Raw genomic sequence first — 14775 nt, forward strand, 5'->3', positions numbered from 1 at the left:
TAATTTGAGAAATAGAATGGATTTGAATAATTAAGTCGCGATGCTCATAACAAATGATTAACTTTGCCACCTGTAATTAGTAAGCTGCTGGTTACAATATGTTTTAAACAATTGAATTATACTTCCACAACAGTGGTTAAATAAATAGCTATGTCAGTTGCTCAGGAAAGAAGAAAAAAAGTTACCACTCATGTGCTGAGTGAGATGAAGATGCGAGATGAAAAGATAGCCATGCTAACATCGTATGATTATTCTCTTGCGAAGATTGTAGATCATGCCGGTATTGATGTCATATTGGTAGGTGACTCGGCATCCAATGTGATGGCAGGTTGGGAAACTACCTTGCCCATTACCCTGGATCAGATGATTTATCATGGTGCCTCGGTGGTGCGGGCGGTTCAGCGCTCTTTGGTGGTAGTGGACATGCCTTTTGGTACTTACCAGGGCAACTCCAAGGAGGCACTTACTTCAGCCATTCGTATTATGAAAGAAACAGCGGCCGATGCGGTGAAGCTGGAAGGTGGTGCTGAAATTATAGAATCCATACAACGTATATTATCGGCTGGTATACCGGTGATGGGTCACTTGGGTCTTACGCCACAGTCAATTCATAAGTTTGGTACTTACACGGTGCGTGCTAAGCAAGAGGAAGAGGCTAAGAAGCTGATTGAAGATGCTCACTTGCTTGAGGAGACAGGTTGTTTTGCTATTGTGCTGGAAAAGATACCGGCCTCATTAGCCGGTCAGGTGGCCAAAGAGGTGAAAATCCCCATTATTGGTATTGGTGCCGGTCATCAGGTAGATGGTCAGGTGTTGGTGTTGCACGATATGTTAGGCATTAACCAGGAGTTCTCCCCGCGTTTCCTACGTCGTTATCACAATCTGTTTGCCGAAATTAAAGGTGCCGTGGGTAATTACATCGAAGATGTGAAAAATGTAGATTTCCCCAATGAGCGCGAGCAATACTAAAAGAAGGGGAGAAGGGAGTGCTGATTAATGAGCGTGGCGCAGAATATTGCAGCTCTAATAATAAAATAAATAAATTAAAGTTGTGAAACGCTAATTGCTGGCGGCTAACAGCGAAAGGCTAAAAAAAGAATGAAGAAACTGGATATATTATACGAAGACAATCACATTATTGCGGTTAATAAGTCGGCATCGGATATTGTGCAGGGCGATAAAACCGGCGATGAGACGCTCAGCGACCGGGTGAAAGCTTATATCAAAAAGAAGTACAATAAACCGGGAGAGGTGTTTTTAGGCGTGGTGCATCGTCTCGATCGTCCCGTAAGTGGTGTGGTGCTGTTTGCCCGCACAAGTAAGGCTTTGAGTCGCCTGAATAAAATGTTTCAGGAAAAGACGGTAAAAAAGACCTATTGGGCACTTGTGGCAGAGCTGCCCGAGAGTGATAGTGGTCGCTTGGTACATCATATCCTGAAGAACTCTGAGAAGAATAAGTCTTATGCCTTTCCCAAGCCACGAAGTGGTAGCAAGGAAGCCATTCTTAACTATCGGTTGGTTTCGGGTCTTAAGAATTATTACTTACTAGAGGTGGATCTGGAAACGGGTCGTCACCATCAGATACGCTGTCAGTTGGCCAAGATTGGTTGCCCCATACGCGGAGACTTGAAATATGGTTTCCCGCGATCGAATAAAGACGGTAGCATATCGTTGCATGCCCGCAAAATAGAATTTGTACACCCCGTTAAACAAGAGCCCATATGCATTGTGGCGCCTACTCCACCGACTGAAAACCTGTGGAAGGAGTTTCGCAATGTGCAGGAACAGTAGGAGGGATTGAAAAGAGCATAAGGAGGGTATTCAGTGTTTTGAGCATGGAATACCCTCTTCTTCTTTATCAGATCAATTCTTTTCCTTCGAAGGTTAGCGGTAACAGGTCTTTACAGCTTTTTAGTTTGTTGATGGCTTGCTTTCCTACAAGCAATATATCGTAGGCCGCACCAAAGCGCAGCTCAGTCTGTAACATTACTTGGCGGCAGGCACCACAAGGGGCCACGGGTGTTTCGATAAAACCATTGGCATTGCTGGCGGCAATAGCTATCGCCTTAACGGGTGTATCCGGGTATTGTGCATTGGCGTAAAACAGCGCCACACGCTCGGCACACAGTCCGGAAGGATAAGCGGCATTTTCCTGATTGCTGCCGGTTATTACCTTACCATTTTCAAGGAGTACAGCAGCGCCTACGCGAAATTTGGAGAATGGTGCGTAAGCTGTTTTGCAGGCTTCTTCTGCCGCCTGGGTAAGGTCTTGTTCATAGGGCATGAGTTCAGCCGCTGATTCGTAGACCTCTATGGGTACATTAATACTGATTTTCTTCATTTGCTTTACCTTCAAAGTATCAAATGCATTTTAATTGTTACGATTCACTGATGTGCTACTGTCGTATAGTGCATTTTTTTATTTGGATTTATACTGGAAAGATAGTAAAAATGAAATTATGAAACGAAACCATGAGCGCTTAGCATAACTTCTTTGCCTACTAAGCGCTCGTGATATTTGTATCGGTAGGGATCTATTTAGGTTCACTTAGCGAGAAGCGTACCAGGCGCAGTGGAACACCATTGGCTTCCTTTAATATTTGTAAACCATAAAGATAGCCTTTGTGAAACACTAGTTTATCAGGATTGATCTGTAATTCATAATCGTTGCAGGCAAAGCTGCTTTGACATATAAATTCGCCGCCATTTTTATAGACCCAAACATTGAATCTATTGGCATTTTCATTCTCCGGGAAATCAAAAAACAGCAGGTTATCATCCGAGTCTTTAATCACCGTGGCAAAATACGGCTTTTTAATGGGCTCACTAATCTTGTTGTAATCATCCAACATGGCCTCAATAAAGTATTGATGTGCGGCCCGGCTTTCGTCCTCATTTACCCAATCAAAGGCGGCAAAGCGGAGTGGATTCATACCTTTGTATCGGTCTATGGCTTTTTGCTGTATCTTCTTTTGTTCCTCAGCGCTGATTTCTCCGCTCAGCAGGTTCATTTTCTTTTTGCTCAGTAAGTTGCCTTCTAAATCGAAGGTTTGCAGTTCGCCATTGCTGGGGTTGGCAATAATCAGACGCTTATTAATACATGCAAGCTTCGGGCGTGCCTTGATGCCCATCGCCCTTGTGAACGGCATTGTTGAGCATGAAACAGCTCCCTGTTTTTTAAAGGTGTAGCTGTAGTGAAAGGTTTGCGTGTTGGATCCGCCCCAGCTGCGGGGCGTGTCCCGATCGGTGAAGTGCTCCCATATGACTTGTTCTTCGTTGGTTTCGTAATCAACAATAGCTACAAAATCCCTGAATTTCTTCGCCCAGATAACCCATCCTACCACAGCAATTTTTCCGTTGGGCAGGGGAATCATCTGACTCGTCATATAGTCGAGTTTTAAAGTCTTTTTGTAATTGCCCTCCAAATCGAGGCAGCGCATATTACCCATGTTGTCTAATCCTGTAAAGAAAGTGTTACCGTTAATGACACCACTGATATGGGTTGTTTTTTTAAATCGATTGCCACTGCTGTTAATAATGCCAAATTCCGTTTGATAGGTACCATCCGGTGTAAATTTCGTGTAATAATTACGATAGGCATGATTGACCACAGCAGAGCCATTCGGCGTGATGATCAAGGATTTTCTAATGCCCATGGGCTTGCTGTGTACTGTGTCGTAATATGTCTCAAAAACTTTGTTCCAGTCATTGTTATTGGCATAGTTATCATCCGGTGTCAGCTTAACCGTGCCTCTTTTGTAAATATCGATGAGGTTTTGTGCATGGATGCTTGTTAGCATCATGGCAAATAGTAAGCTTAGGCTCAATGTTTTCATATTGAAGTGTTTAATAGGGTTATAACCGAATTGTATTATAGGCCATTAAAGATTAGTACTTTGTCTCATCAAGAAATATGGTATTGCCGTGTGGGTCAATTAGCTGCATAGTAAAGTCCTGCTGGCTTATGGGTTTGTTCGCATCCACCTTGAAATCAATCGTTTGGTACAGAAAATAGTCATAGGCGTTAGGGGCTTTGTGAAAATGGTTGAGGGCAAGCAGTATGACCACGATGGAAGCCACCGCACTGAACCATTTGATGCCCTGCCGTAAAATGCGTTTCGGCGCTTTAGGTTTAACGAAGGGGGGCATGGCTGGCGCTTCCCTCTGTTGGGTTAGTGGGCTGTTCAGTAGGTTCTTAATTTGCTGCGATCGTTTAAGATAATGTTCAACGCTTGTGCTGCAAACCGCACAGGTTTGCAGATGTGCTCGAACGGCCTCCTCCTCCTCTGCGCTACATTCCTTGTCGATGTAGGTCTGTATTATGGCTTCATCAAAACATTTCATTGTACTCCTCCTTTAATACTTTTTCCAGTTTCTTAAGTGTTCTCGACAGGGTTTTGCCCACTGAATTTAATGGAATACCCGTGGCCAGTGCTAATTCTTTATAGGATAAATCTTCGCTGTATAAAATTGCCAGTAAGCGCTCCTTATCATTAAGGATGTTCAGTGCTTGATCTAGCCACGCTCTCGTTTCTTTCTGTTCGTGTGCCAACTGATAGTCGCATGTTGGTTTCAGGTTTTCCAATTGGCAGAACTTACTTTGCTGCTTCAGGTAATCGATGCATTTGTAGTAAGTGGCACGATAGAGCCAGGCCCCGGGTTGCTCTATTACGTCAGCATCTTTACGTCGTTCATACAGGCTTAAAAATACTTCCTGAACAATATCCTTGACTATACCGGATTGACCAAGCAACTTGGTGGCTAGGCGGTGTGTGCCTGCGTAGTGTTTGGTGTATATGGTTTCAAATGGTGTCAAATCTATTGCCTTTTGTATATATGTCTGTTAAAGATGGCAATTTGTGACAAAGGGGAGAATGTTTTTTATTGATTGTAGGGTAGGACTGAATAAAAGAAAGTTTTGTGCGAAGCATGGGGGTGTAAACAATGCTGAAACAATGCTGAAAAATTTCAGCTGATTCACAGGCTTCAGATTCGTATTTGGGCATAAAAAAAAGGAGACCCACTTGGTCTCCTTAATATCTTAGCTTAATTACTAATTAAGCGTTGGTTGCTTTTTTTACAATCGCTTTGAAAGCTTCCGGGTGGTTCATGGCCAGGTCAGCCAAAACCTTACGGTTGATTTCAATGTTTTGAGCGTGCAGCATACCCATTAATTTGCTGTATGATACACCTTCTAAGCGAGCAGCGGCGTTAATACGCTGAATCCACAATGCTCTGAAGTTGCTCTTCTTCTTTTTTCTATCGCGGTATGCGTATGATAAACCTTTTTCGTAGGCGTTTTTAGCAACGGTCCATACGTTTTTTCTACGTCCAAAGTATCCTTTGGTTTGCTTTAATAGCTTTCTGCGTCGTTCTCTTGACGCCACATGATTGACTGATCTTGGCATTTTAAAATCATTTTCGAATGGTTAGCGCCCCCTTTGGGAATCTTTCTCAGCTAAGTCACTCGGGTTAAAAAAAATCGTTTCTTTCTCTGCTCGAAATTCGAATTACTTCATGTTCAGTAACAGCTTGATGTTTGTTTCATCCGCTTTGTGAACAGTGCCAGCATAGGTCAAATTTCTCTTCTGCTTTGTAGTCTTTTTCGTTAAGATGTGACTCTTAAAAGCATGCTTCCGCTTGATTTTCCCGCTTCCAGTGATGGTAAAACGCTTTTTAGCACTGGAATTTGTCTTCATTTTTGGCATTATTCCTATCTATTTAGTTATAAAAAATAAGCTATTTCTTCTTAGCACTGGCTTTGGGCGCAATAAACATAGTCATGCGCTTGCCTTCTAATTTAGGAAGCTGTTCTACTTTACCAAGTTCCTCTAAGTCCTGTGCAAAGCGAAGCAATAGAATTTCACCTTTATCTTTAAATAGTATAGAACGTCCTTTAAAGAATACAAAGGCCTTTACTTTGGCACCTTCATTTAAGAATTTCTCGGCATGTTTTAGCTTGAACTGATAATCATGATCATCTGTGTTAGGCCCAAAGCGAATTTCCTTTACTACTACCTTCACTGCTTTTGCCTTCAGCTCTTTTTGCTTGCGCTTCTGCTGGTACAGGAATTTTTGATAATCCGTTATCTTACAGACAGGCGGATCGGCATTCGGTGAAATCTCCACCAAATCGAGATCCATATCATCAGCCATTTTAATGGCTTCCACTGTTGGGTACACGCCTGGGTTCTCAATGTTATCGCCTACCAGTCTTACCTGGGGAACCCGTATGTATCGATTAATTCTGTGAGCAGGCTCCTTTTTTACAGGGCGTACCTGCCTTCTGTTTGGTCTAGCTATAGTTAAACCCTCCTTTAATTAATTAGTACTACTTTTCAATCTCAGAAAGCATATTTTCTACTTCCTGTGTAATAAAATCTACAAAATCGTGTTGTGTCATGGCGCCTTTATCCCCTTCTCCCTGCTTACGAACGGCAACTTTGCCTTCTTCGGCTTCCTTTTCACCTACAATTAACAGGTAGGGAATGCGCTTTAACTCGTTGTCCCTTATTTTCTTACCGATCTTCTCATTACGGTCATCTAGGACGGCACGAATATCGGAATTATTTAGGAATTTTAAAACTTTTTCAGCGTATTCATTATATTTTTCGCTGATGGGCAGGATGACTACCTGCTCGGGTGTTAGCCACAATGGAAACTTACCGGCGGTGTGCTCAATTAATACTGCCACAAAGCGCTCCATACTTCCAAAGGGTGCGCGGTGAATCATTACCGGACGGTGTTTCTGGTTGTCGCTGCCAATGTATTCAAGGTCGAAGCGTTCCGGTAGGTTGTAGTCTACCTGAATCGTACCTAACTGCCACTTGCGTCCCAAGGCATCTTTCACCATAAAGTCGAGCTTAGGGCCGTAAAAAGCCGCTTCGCCATACTCCACAATGGTATTCATCCCTTTTTCTTCGCAGGCCTCAATAATGGCTTGTTCAGCTTTGTTCCAGTTGTCCTCTGTTCCGATGTATTTCGAGTGATCTTCACGATCGCGCAAGGAAACCTGTGTTACGTAATCTTTAAAGTCAAGTGCTTTAAAGATGTATAAGATGATGTCAATTACTTTTTTAAACTCATCCTTTAGCTGGTCGGGACGGCAGAACAGGTGAGCATCATCCTGCGTAAAACCTCGTACCCTAGTCAGACCGTGTAGCTCGCCACTCTGCTCGTAACGATATACCGTGCCAAATTCAGCAAAGCGGATGGGCAGATCCTTGTATGAGCGAGGCTTGGTTTTATATATCTCGCAGTGGTGCGGACAGTTCATGGGTTTGAGTAGGAATTCTTCGCCCTCGGCCGGTGTGTTAATGGGCTGAAACGAATCCTTGCCATACTTGGCATAGTGTCCCGATGTAACATACAACTCTTTATTGCCAATATGTGGTGTAATCACGGGCTCGTAACCATATTTCACCTGTACGCGCTTCAGAAAATTCTCCAGACGTTCGCGCAGCTTGGCTCCTTTGGGTAGCCACAGCGGAAGACCTTGTCCTACTTTTTGCGAGAAGGCAAATAATTCCAGCTCTTTACCAATTTTGCGGTGATCACGTTTCTGTGCTTCTTCCAGCATCACCATGTATTCCTCCAGCATTTTGGCCTTGGGAAAGGAGATGGCATAGATACGTGTTAGCTGCTTACGTTTTTCGTCACCGCGCCAGTAGGCACCAGCCACACTTAGTAGCTTAATGGCTTTGATGGGCGCCGTTGAGGGCAAGTGCGGACCACGGCACAGATCGGTAAAATTACCTTGCTCGTAAAAGGAGATGGTACCATCTTCCAATTCACTAATGAGCTCTATTTTATACTCGTCATCTTTTTTAGTGAAATAATCCAGTGCTTCAGCTTTACTTACCTCGCGGCGCACATAAGGATGCTTCTGGCTGGCCAGTTCTTTAAACTTTTTCTCGATCTTGGGTAAGTCAGCATCTTTAATAATGGTATCGCCCGTATCGATATCGTAATAAAAACCATTTTCGATGGTGGGGCCAATGCCGAACTTCGTTCCCGGATACAATGCTTCAATGGCTTCGGCCATTAGGTGAGCCGAGGAGTGCCAAAACGCATGTTTTCCTTCCTCATCGTCCCATTTGTGCAGTTTAATGGAGGCATCGGTCGTGATCGGACGCGTTAAATCCATCAGGGTATCATTCACCGTAATCGATAAAACTTCTTTAGCCAAACGCGAACTAATGCTTTGCGCAATTTCTAAACCTGTTACGCCTGCTTCAAACTCTCTGACACTTTGGTCGGGAAAGGTAATTCTTATCATGCTACTATTGCTTAGATTTTAAAAAACATGCAAAGATACATAAAACGCCTGAAAGCAAGGGGGGCGCTGTGCTTTTTTTAACATTCTTGCGGCTAAAAATAAAATGTTGACCATTCACATTGTTTTATAGTGGTGTAATTTAGTAGTTTTGACCTAAGTGAAGAGATTGATATTTAAAGATAAATAGTTTTAAAATGAAGTATTTAAGCATTTTATTCGCCGGATTAATGATGTCGGCTGCTGTTTGTGCACAGACGCAAACGGTTACCATTGAAGATGTAACGCAAAAGGGTACTTTTTATGCCCACTCGGTAAGGGGCTTGCGTTCCATGAGCGATGGTATTCATTACACCACGCTTGAAGAGGGCAAACGCATTGTCAAATACCAGTATTCCAGTGGTAAGCAGGTCTCTGTGGTGTTTGACCTGGAAAAAGAGATGAAGGGTGAGGCGGATATTCAGTACATACAGGGTTACGAGTTTAACGATGATGAGACTAAGATTTTGGTATACACCAATGTAGAGTCTGTTTACCGACACTCTTTCAAAGCAGATTATTATGTGTATGATATTACTTATAATGAGCTGAAGCCTTTATCGGAAAACGGGAAGCAGCAGGTGGCCTCTTTTTCACCCAATGGTGAGATGGTGGCCTTCGTTCGTGATAATGACCTTTATTTAGTAAAGCTAAAATTTGGTACCGAGAGTGCCATCACCAGTGACGGTGAGCTGAATAAGGTACTGAATGGTGTGCCTGACTGGGTATATGAAGAGGAGTTTGGATTTAACAAAGCCTATGACTGGTCGCCCGATAGTAAGGAAATTGCTTTTATACGTTTTGACGAGGAGCGTGTGAAGGAGTTTGCTTTTCCAGTATATCAGGCCTCTTATCCCACACGCGACGAATATAGTGCGTATCCAGGACAATACAAATTTAAGTACCCAAAGGCGGGTGAGGACAATGCCTTGGTTAGTGTGCATGTGTTTAATATTAAAAACCGTACTACTAAAACCATGGATATTGGCGAAGAGACCGATATCTATATTCCCCGGGTGCGTTTTACTAAAACAGAGGGTAAGCTGGGTATTATTCGTATGAATCGCCATCAGAATTTCCTTGAGTTACTCATTGCTAATACAGGTTCGGGCGTTAGTGCTCCTGTGTTTAGTGACCGTAACGAACGCTATGTAGGCGAGGATGTGTTGGATAACCTTCAGTTCTTAAACGACGGCAAGCATTTTGTGTACGTGGGTGAAATGGATGGGTATAATCATATCTATCTTTATACCATGGCCGGCCGTCAGGTGCGCCAGATTACCAAGGGAAAATGGGATGTGACTGATTACCTGGGCTACAATGAAAAAACACGTATGTTTTATTATCAGGCAGCCGCTAAGTCGCCGATGCAGCGTGAAGTATATGCTATTCGCAGTGATGGCAAGAAGCTCACTAATTTTTCGACTGTGGAAGGCACAAACCGAGCGGTGTTCAGTAAGGGTTTTAAGTACTTTATCAACTACTTTTCTAATACGCAAACTCCTACACAGGTTACTTTGCACGACGGAAAAGGTCGGCAAATAAGAGTATTAGAGAATAATGAGGCGTTAAATGAGCGTATTGCTCAGTTTGAGATCAGCCCCAAGGAGTTCTTTTCATTTACAACCTCAGAAGGTATTGACCTGAACGGATGGATGGTGAAGCCGCTAAACTTTGATGCATCAAAGCAGTATCCCGTATTGATGGTGCAATACAGTGGTCCTAACTCACAACAGGTGCTGGATCGTTGGGGCATGGGTTGGGAGCAATACCTTGCCGCTGAAGGATATATGGTGGCTTGTGTTGATCCCCGTGGTACCGGCGCACGTGGTGAGGAGTTCCGAAAGTGTACTTATATGCAGCTGGGTAAGCTGGAGTCGGATGATCAGATTGAAGCAGCCAAATATCTTGGGTCGCTTGATTATGTCGATGCATCGCGTATTGGTATATGGGGGTGGAGCTATGGTGGTTTTATGTCGTCGTTGTGTTTGAGCAAATCCGATGTGTTTAAAATTGGCATTGCGGTGGCACCCGTAACCAACTGGCGCTACTATGATACGGTTTATACCGAGCGTTACATGCGTAAGCCACAGGAAAATCCCAATGGTTATGACGATAACAGCCCCATTAACCTTGCCAACGATTTAAGTGGTCGTTTATTCCTGATTCATGGTACAGCTGATGATAATGTTCACTTTCAAAATGTGATGGAATATGTGGATCGTTTGGTGCAGGCGGGTAAGCAGTTTGATATGTTTGCCTACCCCAACCGTAATCACAGTATCTATGGAGGTAATGTGCGCAATCATCTTTACAAAATGAAAGCAGACTACCTGTTCAGGAACCTGTAAGAGAACTCATAATAAAATTAAAGCCCCGGTGCACTGCCGGGGCTATTTTTATGTCTGTGAAGCCTGTTTTGGGTGCTTCTTACCAATCGGTCATATGGTTCTGAATATACTTCTTCTTTCAGTACTCCATAATTATTCACTCCAAACCCCGTTTTTAAACAGTTGGAACCATTTTTCTAAATCGCTATCGTTTTTAAGCCCTAGTGTTCTAAAAACCTCTCTGGCAAATTCGATTGGAGCAATGCCGTTTGCCGTAATAAGGTTCTTATCGGTTTCAGCCAGTTTGTTTTGGTAAGAGTTGCTTCCCTGATATTCTGGTGCTACGGCTTTTAAGTAATTCAGGTCGATGCTGGTATGATTCAGCTTATCTAAAATCCCCAATTGTCCTAAATAGACTGTTGCCCCACAGATGGCCGCAATTGTTTTTCCTTTTTCAAACAAGTCTTTTACCAGTTGGTCGGTGCTCGTGATTGCTCTTTGTTCCCATGCCGTTCCGCCCGGAAGCACTAATAAATTAATTTCGTTACTGTTGAGTTCTGTAAGTGAGGCTGAAGGTTGAACCGTCATGCCGCCCATTGACGTAATGGCCTTTCCATCTGCCGAAAAGTAAATTAAATCAAATCGTTCGTCCTTATTGATTTCCGGTGTTAAGTAAGAGATTTCCCAGTCTGAGAAGCCATCAAATAGAAACACATATACTTTCTTCTTCATGATATTTTTTGGTTTATGAATAGTCTTTTATTGATATCGAGAGCTTTGGGTGGGTGGCCGGGCGTGTATGCTGGTTACTTGCTAAGTGGCGCCCCGGTGGGCGTAAATGTTGGGTTGTCTGTTATTGCAGATACTCCGTAATTTCTTCATAAATAATGTCGGTTCGCGCTTTATAAAAATCTTTCAGCACAGCTGTGTGGCCCTGACCAAAGATGATCAGAATGCGATCGCCCGGCTCTTCAATGCAATCAATGTTGTACATGATTCTGAAATTGCGTTCCCACCATTTTGCCACTAAATTGGTTCCGACACTATTATTGGCGTCACCCATTTGATTGGTATGGTACAGGTACATATTTTTATTGCCTGCATCAAATTCATCGCTATTGAGGAGTACAAAATAATCGCTTAGGCTGCTCTCATCATAAGCTTTTTGAGAGGCCTGCAGAATAATCGTCTTCATATCAGTAATCATATTTTCCAATTGCGCCATTTGACCAGTTTCTTTCATGTAATCGGTCAGCTCCTTAAAGGGTAGAGTCATTTTATGATCGGCCGGATAAATGTGGCGATGGCCCATTTTCTTGGCCAATCGAAAGCCGATTTGTTGGCACTCGTGGATGGATAAGTCATGAGCACCTTTTAAATACAACTGGTAGAGCGAATCTGTTTGATGATCGCCGAAGGGATGCTCAACCAGTATTTTGGTAGGCTTATAGTCGCTTAGTCGATTGACAAGCTCTTTGATCTCGTTCTGCCTTTGAACAGACGCTAAATCATCTGCCTTAATAGAAATAAGATCGGATGTACCAGCAAAATGAAAGACGCCCAGTAAGGCGATCACCGATTTTTTGGTTGGCGCATCCGTCTCTATCTGGCCTTTTACCATGTAACTGGAGGCCATCAACATTATTCCTGTAATAATACTTGCTTTCTTCATGGGGTTTAGAGATTGGGGTTGGTTATTTTTTAAATAACTACATGAGGCTTAAAGCTCTGCGTTTTCATAGGCCATTGTTGGCGTTGTCTTTTTTTCTTTTCTGTGTTTGTAGAGCAAGAATCACAGCTTTTGGTCTTGGCATCCCTGCTTTGACTGATATTTCTGCAGACTGTTTATAAATATTGCCCTTAGTTAATACTTCTGGCGTACTAATAAATCTGAATCGATCCATAGTTTCACAATTGACAACAGCAACCACACCTTTAAAGCCAACTAGGACATTCTGATAGGTTTTTCCACCTACTCCTTCTGTAAAAATTAAGGTTCCACCATTGAATACCCGGGTTGAATATTTGGGTGCAATTTTAGGTAATCCGTCTTTACTAACGGTAGTATGAAAACATTATTGCGAACTTAACATTTCTTTCAAATCTTGTGTAAGCTTTGACATAACTGTAGCTTTAAATTATTCTAAATCAATTAATATATTGTTCTCAATTTTAGTTAGAATGTTCATTAGCTGTTCTTGCTCTATCTTACTTATTCCTTTAAGCGCTATATCAGAAGCTTCTTTCCAGCAATTCTGAATGTCCTCTTTTATGGCATTTCCCTTGGGTTGTAGGAATACATTGCTTTTTCGGCTATCATTTTTATCCCGTTTCTTAGTGAGGTATTCCATTTTTATCAACTTATCGACTATTCTGGTAACGTTAGCGAAGTCTTTTTTCGATTGCTTAGCTATTTCTCCAATTGATAAGCCGTTATGTTGCCATAAATAATACAGCACCACCCATTGGTCGGGCGTTACTTTCAGTTCTTTTTTTGAAAGTATTTTAAATATCTGGCGTTTCATTAGAACAGCAACGATTGAAACTCTATGATTAACTATATTTTCAAGGTTATCTTGCATCAAGTATGTTTTTGTACGATACAAATTTACAAACATTGTTTGTCACGACAAATATATCATTATATTTGTCATGACAATTAAAATGTAATACGCTAAAAACTATCTATTATGAAATGTTTTGTTACAGGGGGGTCAGGATTTGTTGGGAGTAATCTGATAAGTATGCTCATTAAGGAAAAAGCTGAAGTTTTGGCTATGGCACGGTCAGAAGAATCGGCACAAATAATTAGGGAGTTAGGAGCAACTCCAGTTTCCGTAGACATGACCGATACTGAACGGTTAGCTAAAGATCTTCAAGGCTGTTCTGTTATTTTTCATTTAGCTTCTGCAACTGATTTTCATAAAGGATATGATTATACCTATCAAATAAATGTTAAAGGAACCGAAGACCTGATTGACGCTGCAAAGAAAGCCAAGGTTCCAAAATTTATTTTTGTAAGTACAGCAGCTATTCTTCTTAGGGGGAAACCAGTTTATGACGCAGATGAAAGCCTTACATTTTCAAGCTTGCCTAAAGGGACATATTGTAAAACCAAAGTGTTGGCTGAAGAAGTTGTTTTGAAAAATAATTCTTCAGAATTTGAGACCATTATTATACGACCTCCATTGGTGTGGGGTAATGGCAGCGCAGTAAAGTTTATGATAGAGGCCTGTAAAGAAAAAAAGATGGCTTGGTTCAATCATGGCCAATACAAAATACCTGTTAGTCATGTTAAAAACCTTTGCCACGGGATTATTTTGGCATCCCAAAAGGGTAAAGCCGGTGAAATGTATTATATAATTGATAAAGAGCATGTTGTTTTCAGGAAATTCTTAATTGATATACTTGATACACAGGGTATTGAGCCTCCAAAGAAAAATATGAGCAAAGGCATGGCTATCGCGCTGGCAAAAACGATGGCCATGTTCTGGAAGATATTGAGAAAAAAGGGAACCCCACCTCTTAGTGTTGAACTAATTCATATGCAGGGCACAGAATACACGATCGTTGATAAAAAAGCCAGAAGGGAATTGGGCTATGAAGATATCGTTTCGTATACCGAGGGATTGGAAGAATTAAAAGCTGCATTATAAAAGCAGTTTGTAGATAAAAAACAATGGCATCTATTTTACTGTCTCTTTGCGAAATTACGTGAAGCCAAACACTTACTTAGGGAGATTTTAATTGGATGCCATTTTTTTGGTTTATAATGACTCTGTGTTAACTGATTCAGATAGGTTTTTTGTTTTAATCAATTCAAATTGCAACTCGTTGGGCAGTTCTGCAAACAAAGTAGGGTCAATACCTGATAAAAAGGGGAGGGGGGTAAGCACCATTTTATCAATTAAATCCTCTTGCAAAAAAGTAAGGATTGTGGCACCTCTCTGCATATTAGCGATAATTTCGCTTTTTTTACTTGCTGATTCCCGTGTTTTTGTCAAATAAATACTAATTACTTTCTTTCCTACTCGCTGTTGATTGTTGTTACAAACTGGATATTCCGGTCATGCTGACCCCCTTCTCCGGATATTGACCCCTTAGACATTGGATATGGTCAAAGAGCGTGAT

Annotated in this window: 17 protein-coding genes; 4 read left to right on the forward strand and 13 right to left on the reverse strand. The window is 42.0% G+C overall.

Annotated elements, in window-relative coordinates; translation table 11 throughout:
* The first annotated feature begins 150 nt into the window (after positions 1 to 150).
* Entirely contained in the window at positions 151 to 969 is an 819-nt protein-coding gene (panB, locus tag ACRD7A_RS12055; protein ID WP_430811225.1) for a 3-methyl-2-oxobutanoate hydroxymethyltransferase, read from the forward strand.
* Positions 970 to 1098: 129 nt separating this feature from the next.
* Positions 1099 to 1791: an RluA family pseudouridine synthase gene (locus ACRD7A_RS12060; protein ID WP_430811224.1), complete on the forward strand. Its 693-nt coding sequence runs from the start codon at positions 1099 to 1101 to the stop codon at positions 1789 to 1791.
* A 67-nt stretch (positions 1792 to 1858) separates the two neighbouring features.
* On the opposite strand, the gene cdd is transcribed toward ACRD7A_RS12060, so the two are convergent.
* From cdd to thrS, 8 genes are all read right to left on the reverse strand, one after another.
* The gene (gene cdd, locus ACRD7A_RS12065) at positions 1859 to 2341 is read right to left on the reverse strand and encodes a cytidine deaminase (protein ID WP_430811223.1); all 483 of its coding nucleotides are present in this window, start codon (positions 2339 to 2341) and stop codon (positions 1859 to 1861) included.
* Positions 2342 to 2534: 193 nt separating this feature from the next.
* On the reverse strand, positions 2535 to 3836 hold the full coding sequence (locus ACRD7A_RS12070) for a hypothetical protein (protein WP_430811222.1): 1302 nt from the start codon (positions 3834 to 3836) through the stop codon (positions 2535 to 2537).
* Positions 3837 to 3888: 52 nt separating this feature from the next.
* Complete coding sequence (locus ACRD7A_RS12075; protein WP_430811221.1) at positions 3889 to 4344, reverse strand: anti-sigma factor family protein; 456 nt, start codon at positions 4342 to 4344, stop codon at positions 3889 to 3891.
* Positions 4331 to 4816: an RNA polymerase sigma factor gene (locus ACRD7A_RS12080; protein WP_430811220.1), complete on the reverse strand. Its 486-nt coding sequence runs from the start codon at positions 4814 to 4816 to the stop codon at positions 4331 to 4333. The genes ACRD7A_RS12075 and ACRD7A_RS12080 overlap by 14 nt, the downstream gene beginning before the upstream one ends.
* 241 nt (positions 4817 to 5057) lie before the next feature.
* Entirely contained in the window at positions 5058 to 5408 is a 351-nt protein-coding gene (gene rplT / locus ACRD7A_RS12085) for a 50S ribosomal protein L20 (RefSeq protein WP_430811219.1), read from the reverse strand.
* Positions 5409 to 5510: 102 nt separating this feature from the next.
* Positions 5511 to 5708 (reverse strand): 50S ribosomal protein L35, encoded by a 198-nt coding sequence (gene rpmI, locus ACRD7A_RS12090; RefSeq protein WP_212216287.1) that lies wholly within the window; start codon positions 5706 to 5708, stop codon positions 5511 to 5513.
* Between the two features lie 31 nt (positions 5709 to 5739).
* Positions 5740 to 6303 carry a translation initiation factor IF-3 gene (gene infC, locus ACRD7A_RS12095; RefSeq protein WP_430817947.1) on the reverse strand — a complete coding sequence of 188 codons (564 nt, stop codon included), beginning with the start codon at positions 6301 to 6303 and terminating at the stop codon, positions 5740 to 5742.
* Positions 6304 to 6331: 28 nt separating this feature from the next.
* Positions 6332 to 8278, reverse strand: a complete 1947-nt coding sequence (thrS, locus tag ACRD7A_RS12100; RefSeq protein ID WP_430811218.1) for a threonine--tRNA ligase — start codon at positions 8276 to 8278, stop codon at positions 6332 to 6334.
* Between the two features lie 194 nt (positions 8279 to 8472).
* Between thrS and ACRD7A_RS12105 the strand changes: the two genes are divergently transcribed.
* Entirely contained in the window at positions 8473 to 10665 is a 2193-nt protein-coding gene (locus ACRD7A_RS12105; protein WP_430811217.1) for a S9 family peptidase, read from the forward strand.
* A gap of 132 nt (positions 10666 to 10797) precedes the next feature.
* On the opposite strand, the gene ACRD7A_RS12110 is transcribed toward ACRD7A_RS12105, so the two are convergent.
* The 4 genes from ACRD7A_RS12110 to ACRD7A_RS12125 form a co-directional block, all read right to left on the reverse strand.
* Positions 10798 to 11376, reverse strand: a complete 579-nt coding sequence (locus ACRD7A_RS12110) for a type 1 glutamine amidotransferase family protein (protein ID WP_430811216.1) — start codon at positions 11374 to 11376, stop codon at positions 10798 to 10800.
* Positions 11377 to 11497: 121 nt separating this feature from the next.
* Complete coding sequence (locus tag ACRD7A_RS12115; RefSeq protein ID WP_430811215.1) at positions 11498 to 12316, reverse strand: DUF5694 domain-containing protein; 819 nt, start codon at positions 12314 to 12316, stop codon at positions 11498 to 11500.
* Positions 12317 to 12380: 64 nt separating this feature from the next.
* Complete coding sequence (locus tag ACRD7A_RS12120; RefSeq protein ID WP_430811214.1) at positions 12381 to 12548, reverse strand: hypothetical protein; 168 nt, start codon at positions 12546 to 12548, stop codon at positions 12381 to 12383.
* A gap of 234 nt (positions 12549 to 12782) precedes the next feature.
* Entirely contained in the window at positions 12783 to 13226 is a 444-nt protein-coding gene (locus ACRD7A_RS12125; protein ID WP_430811213.1) for a MarR family winged helix-turn-helix transcriptional regulator, read from the reverse strand.
* 108 nt (positions 13227 to 13334) lie between these two features.
* On the opposite strand from ACRD7A_RS12125, the gene ACRD7A_RS12130 reads away from it, so the two are divergent.
* Positions 13335 to 14300, forward strand: a complete 966-nt coding sequence (locus ACRD7A_RS12130; protein ID WP_430811212.1) for an NAD-dependent epimerase/dehydratase family protein — start codon at positions 13335 to 13337, stop codon at positions 14298 to 14300.
* Between the two features lie 111 nt (positions 14301 to 14411).
* Here the strand turns inward: ACRD7A_RS12130 and ACRD7A_RS12135 are convergent, their stop codons facing one another.
* The gene (locus ACRD7A_RS12135) at positions 14412 to 14597 is read right to left on the reverse strand and encodes a dihydrofolate reductase family protein (protein WP_430811211.1); all 186 of its coding nucleotides are present in this window, start codon (positions 14595 to 14597) and stop codon (positions 14412 to 14414) included.
* Between the last annotated feature and the right edge of the window lie 178 nt (positions 14598 to 14775).

The sequence above is a fragment of the Carboxylicivirga longa genome, from assembly GCF_050589825.1.
Lineage (GTDB): Bacteria > Bacteroidota > Bacteroidia > Bacteroidales > Marinilabiliaceae > Carboxylicivirga > Carboxylicivirga longa.

Coding starts and splice junctions, on each gene's coding strand:
- ACRD7A_RS12110 (WP_430811216.1), bottom strand. CDS start 11,376: ATGAAGAAGAAAGTATATGTGTTTCTATTTGATGGCTTCTCAGACTGG.
- panB (WP_430811225.1), top strand. CDS start 151: ATGTCAGTTGCTCAGGAAAGAAGAAAAAAAGTTACCACTCATGTGCTG.
- ACRD7A_RS12120 (WP_430811214.1), bottom strand. CDS start 12,548: ATGGATCGATTCAGATTTATTAGTACGCCAGAAGTATTAACTAAGGGC.
- ACRD7A_RS12115 (WP_430811215.1), bottom strand. CDS start 12,316: ATGAAGAAAGCAAGTATTATTACAGGAATAATGTTGATGGCCTCCAGT.
- thrS (WP_430811218.1), bottom strand. CDS start 8,278: ATGATAAGAATTACCTTTCCCGACCAAAGTGTCAGAGAGTTTGAAGCA.
- ACRD7A_RS12060 (WP_430811224.1), top strand. CDS start 1,099: ATGAAGAAACTGGATATATTATACGAAGACAATCACATTATTGCGGTT.
- rpmI (WP_212216287.1), bottom strand. CDS start 5,708: ATGCCAAAAATGAAGACAAATTCCAGTGCTAAAAAGCGTTTTACCATC.
- ACRD7A_RS12070 (WP_430811222.1), bottom strand. CDS start 3,836: ATGAAAACATTGAGCCTAAGCTTACTATTTGCCATGATGCTAACAAGC.
- ACRD7A_RS12125 (WP_430811213.1), bottom strand. CDS start 13,226: ATGCAAGATAACCTTGAAAATATAGTTAATCATAGAGTTTCAATCGTT.
- ACRD7A_RS12075 (WP_430811221.1), bottom strand. CDS start 4,344: ATGAAATGTTTTGATGAAGCCATAATACAGACCTACATCGACAAGGAA.
- ACRD7A_RS12135 (WP_430811211.1), bottom strand. CDS start 14,597: ATGCAGAGAGGTGCCACAATCCTTACTTTTTTGCAAGAGGATTTAATT.
- rplT (WP_430811219.1), bottom strand. CDS start 5,408: ATGCCAAGATCAGTCAATCATGTGGCGTCAAGAGAACGACGCAGAAAG.
- ACRD7A_RS12130 (WP_430811212.1), top strand. CDS start 13,335: ATGAAATGTTTTGTTACAGGGGGGTCAGGATTTGTTGGGAGTAATCTG.
- ACRD7A_RS12105 (WP_430811217.1), top strand. CDS start 8,473: ATGAAGTATTTAAGCATTTTATTCGCCGGATTAATGATGTCGGCTGCT.
- cdd (WP_430811223.1), bottom strand. CDS start 2,341: ATGAAGAAAATCAGTATTAATGTACCCATAGAGGTCTACGAATCAGCG.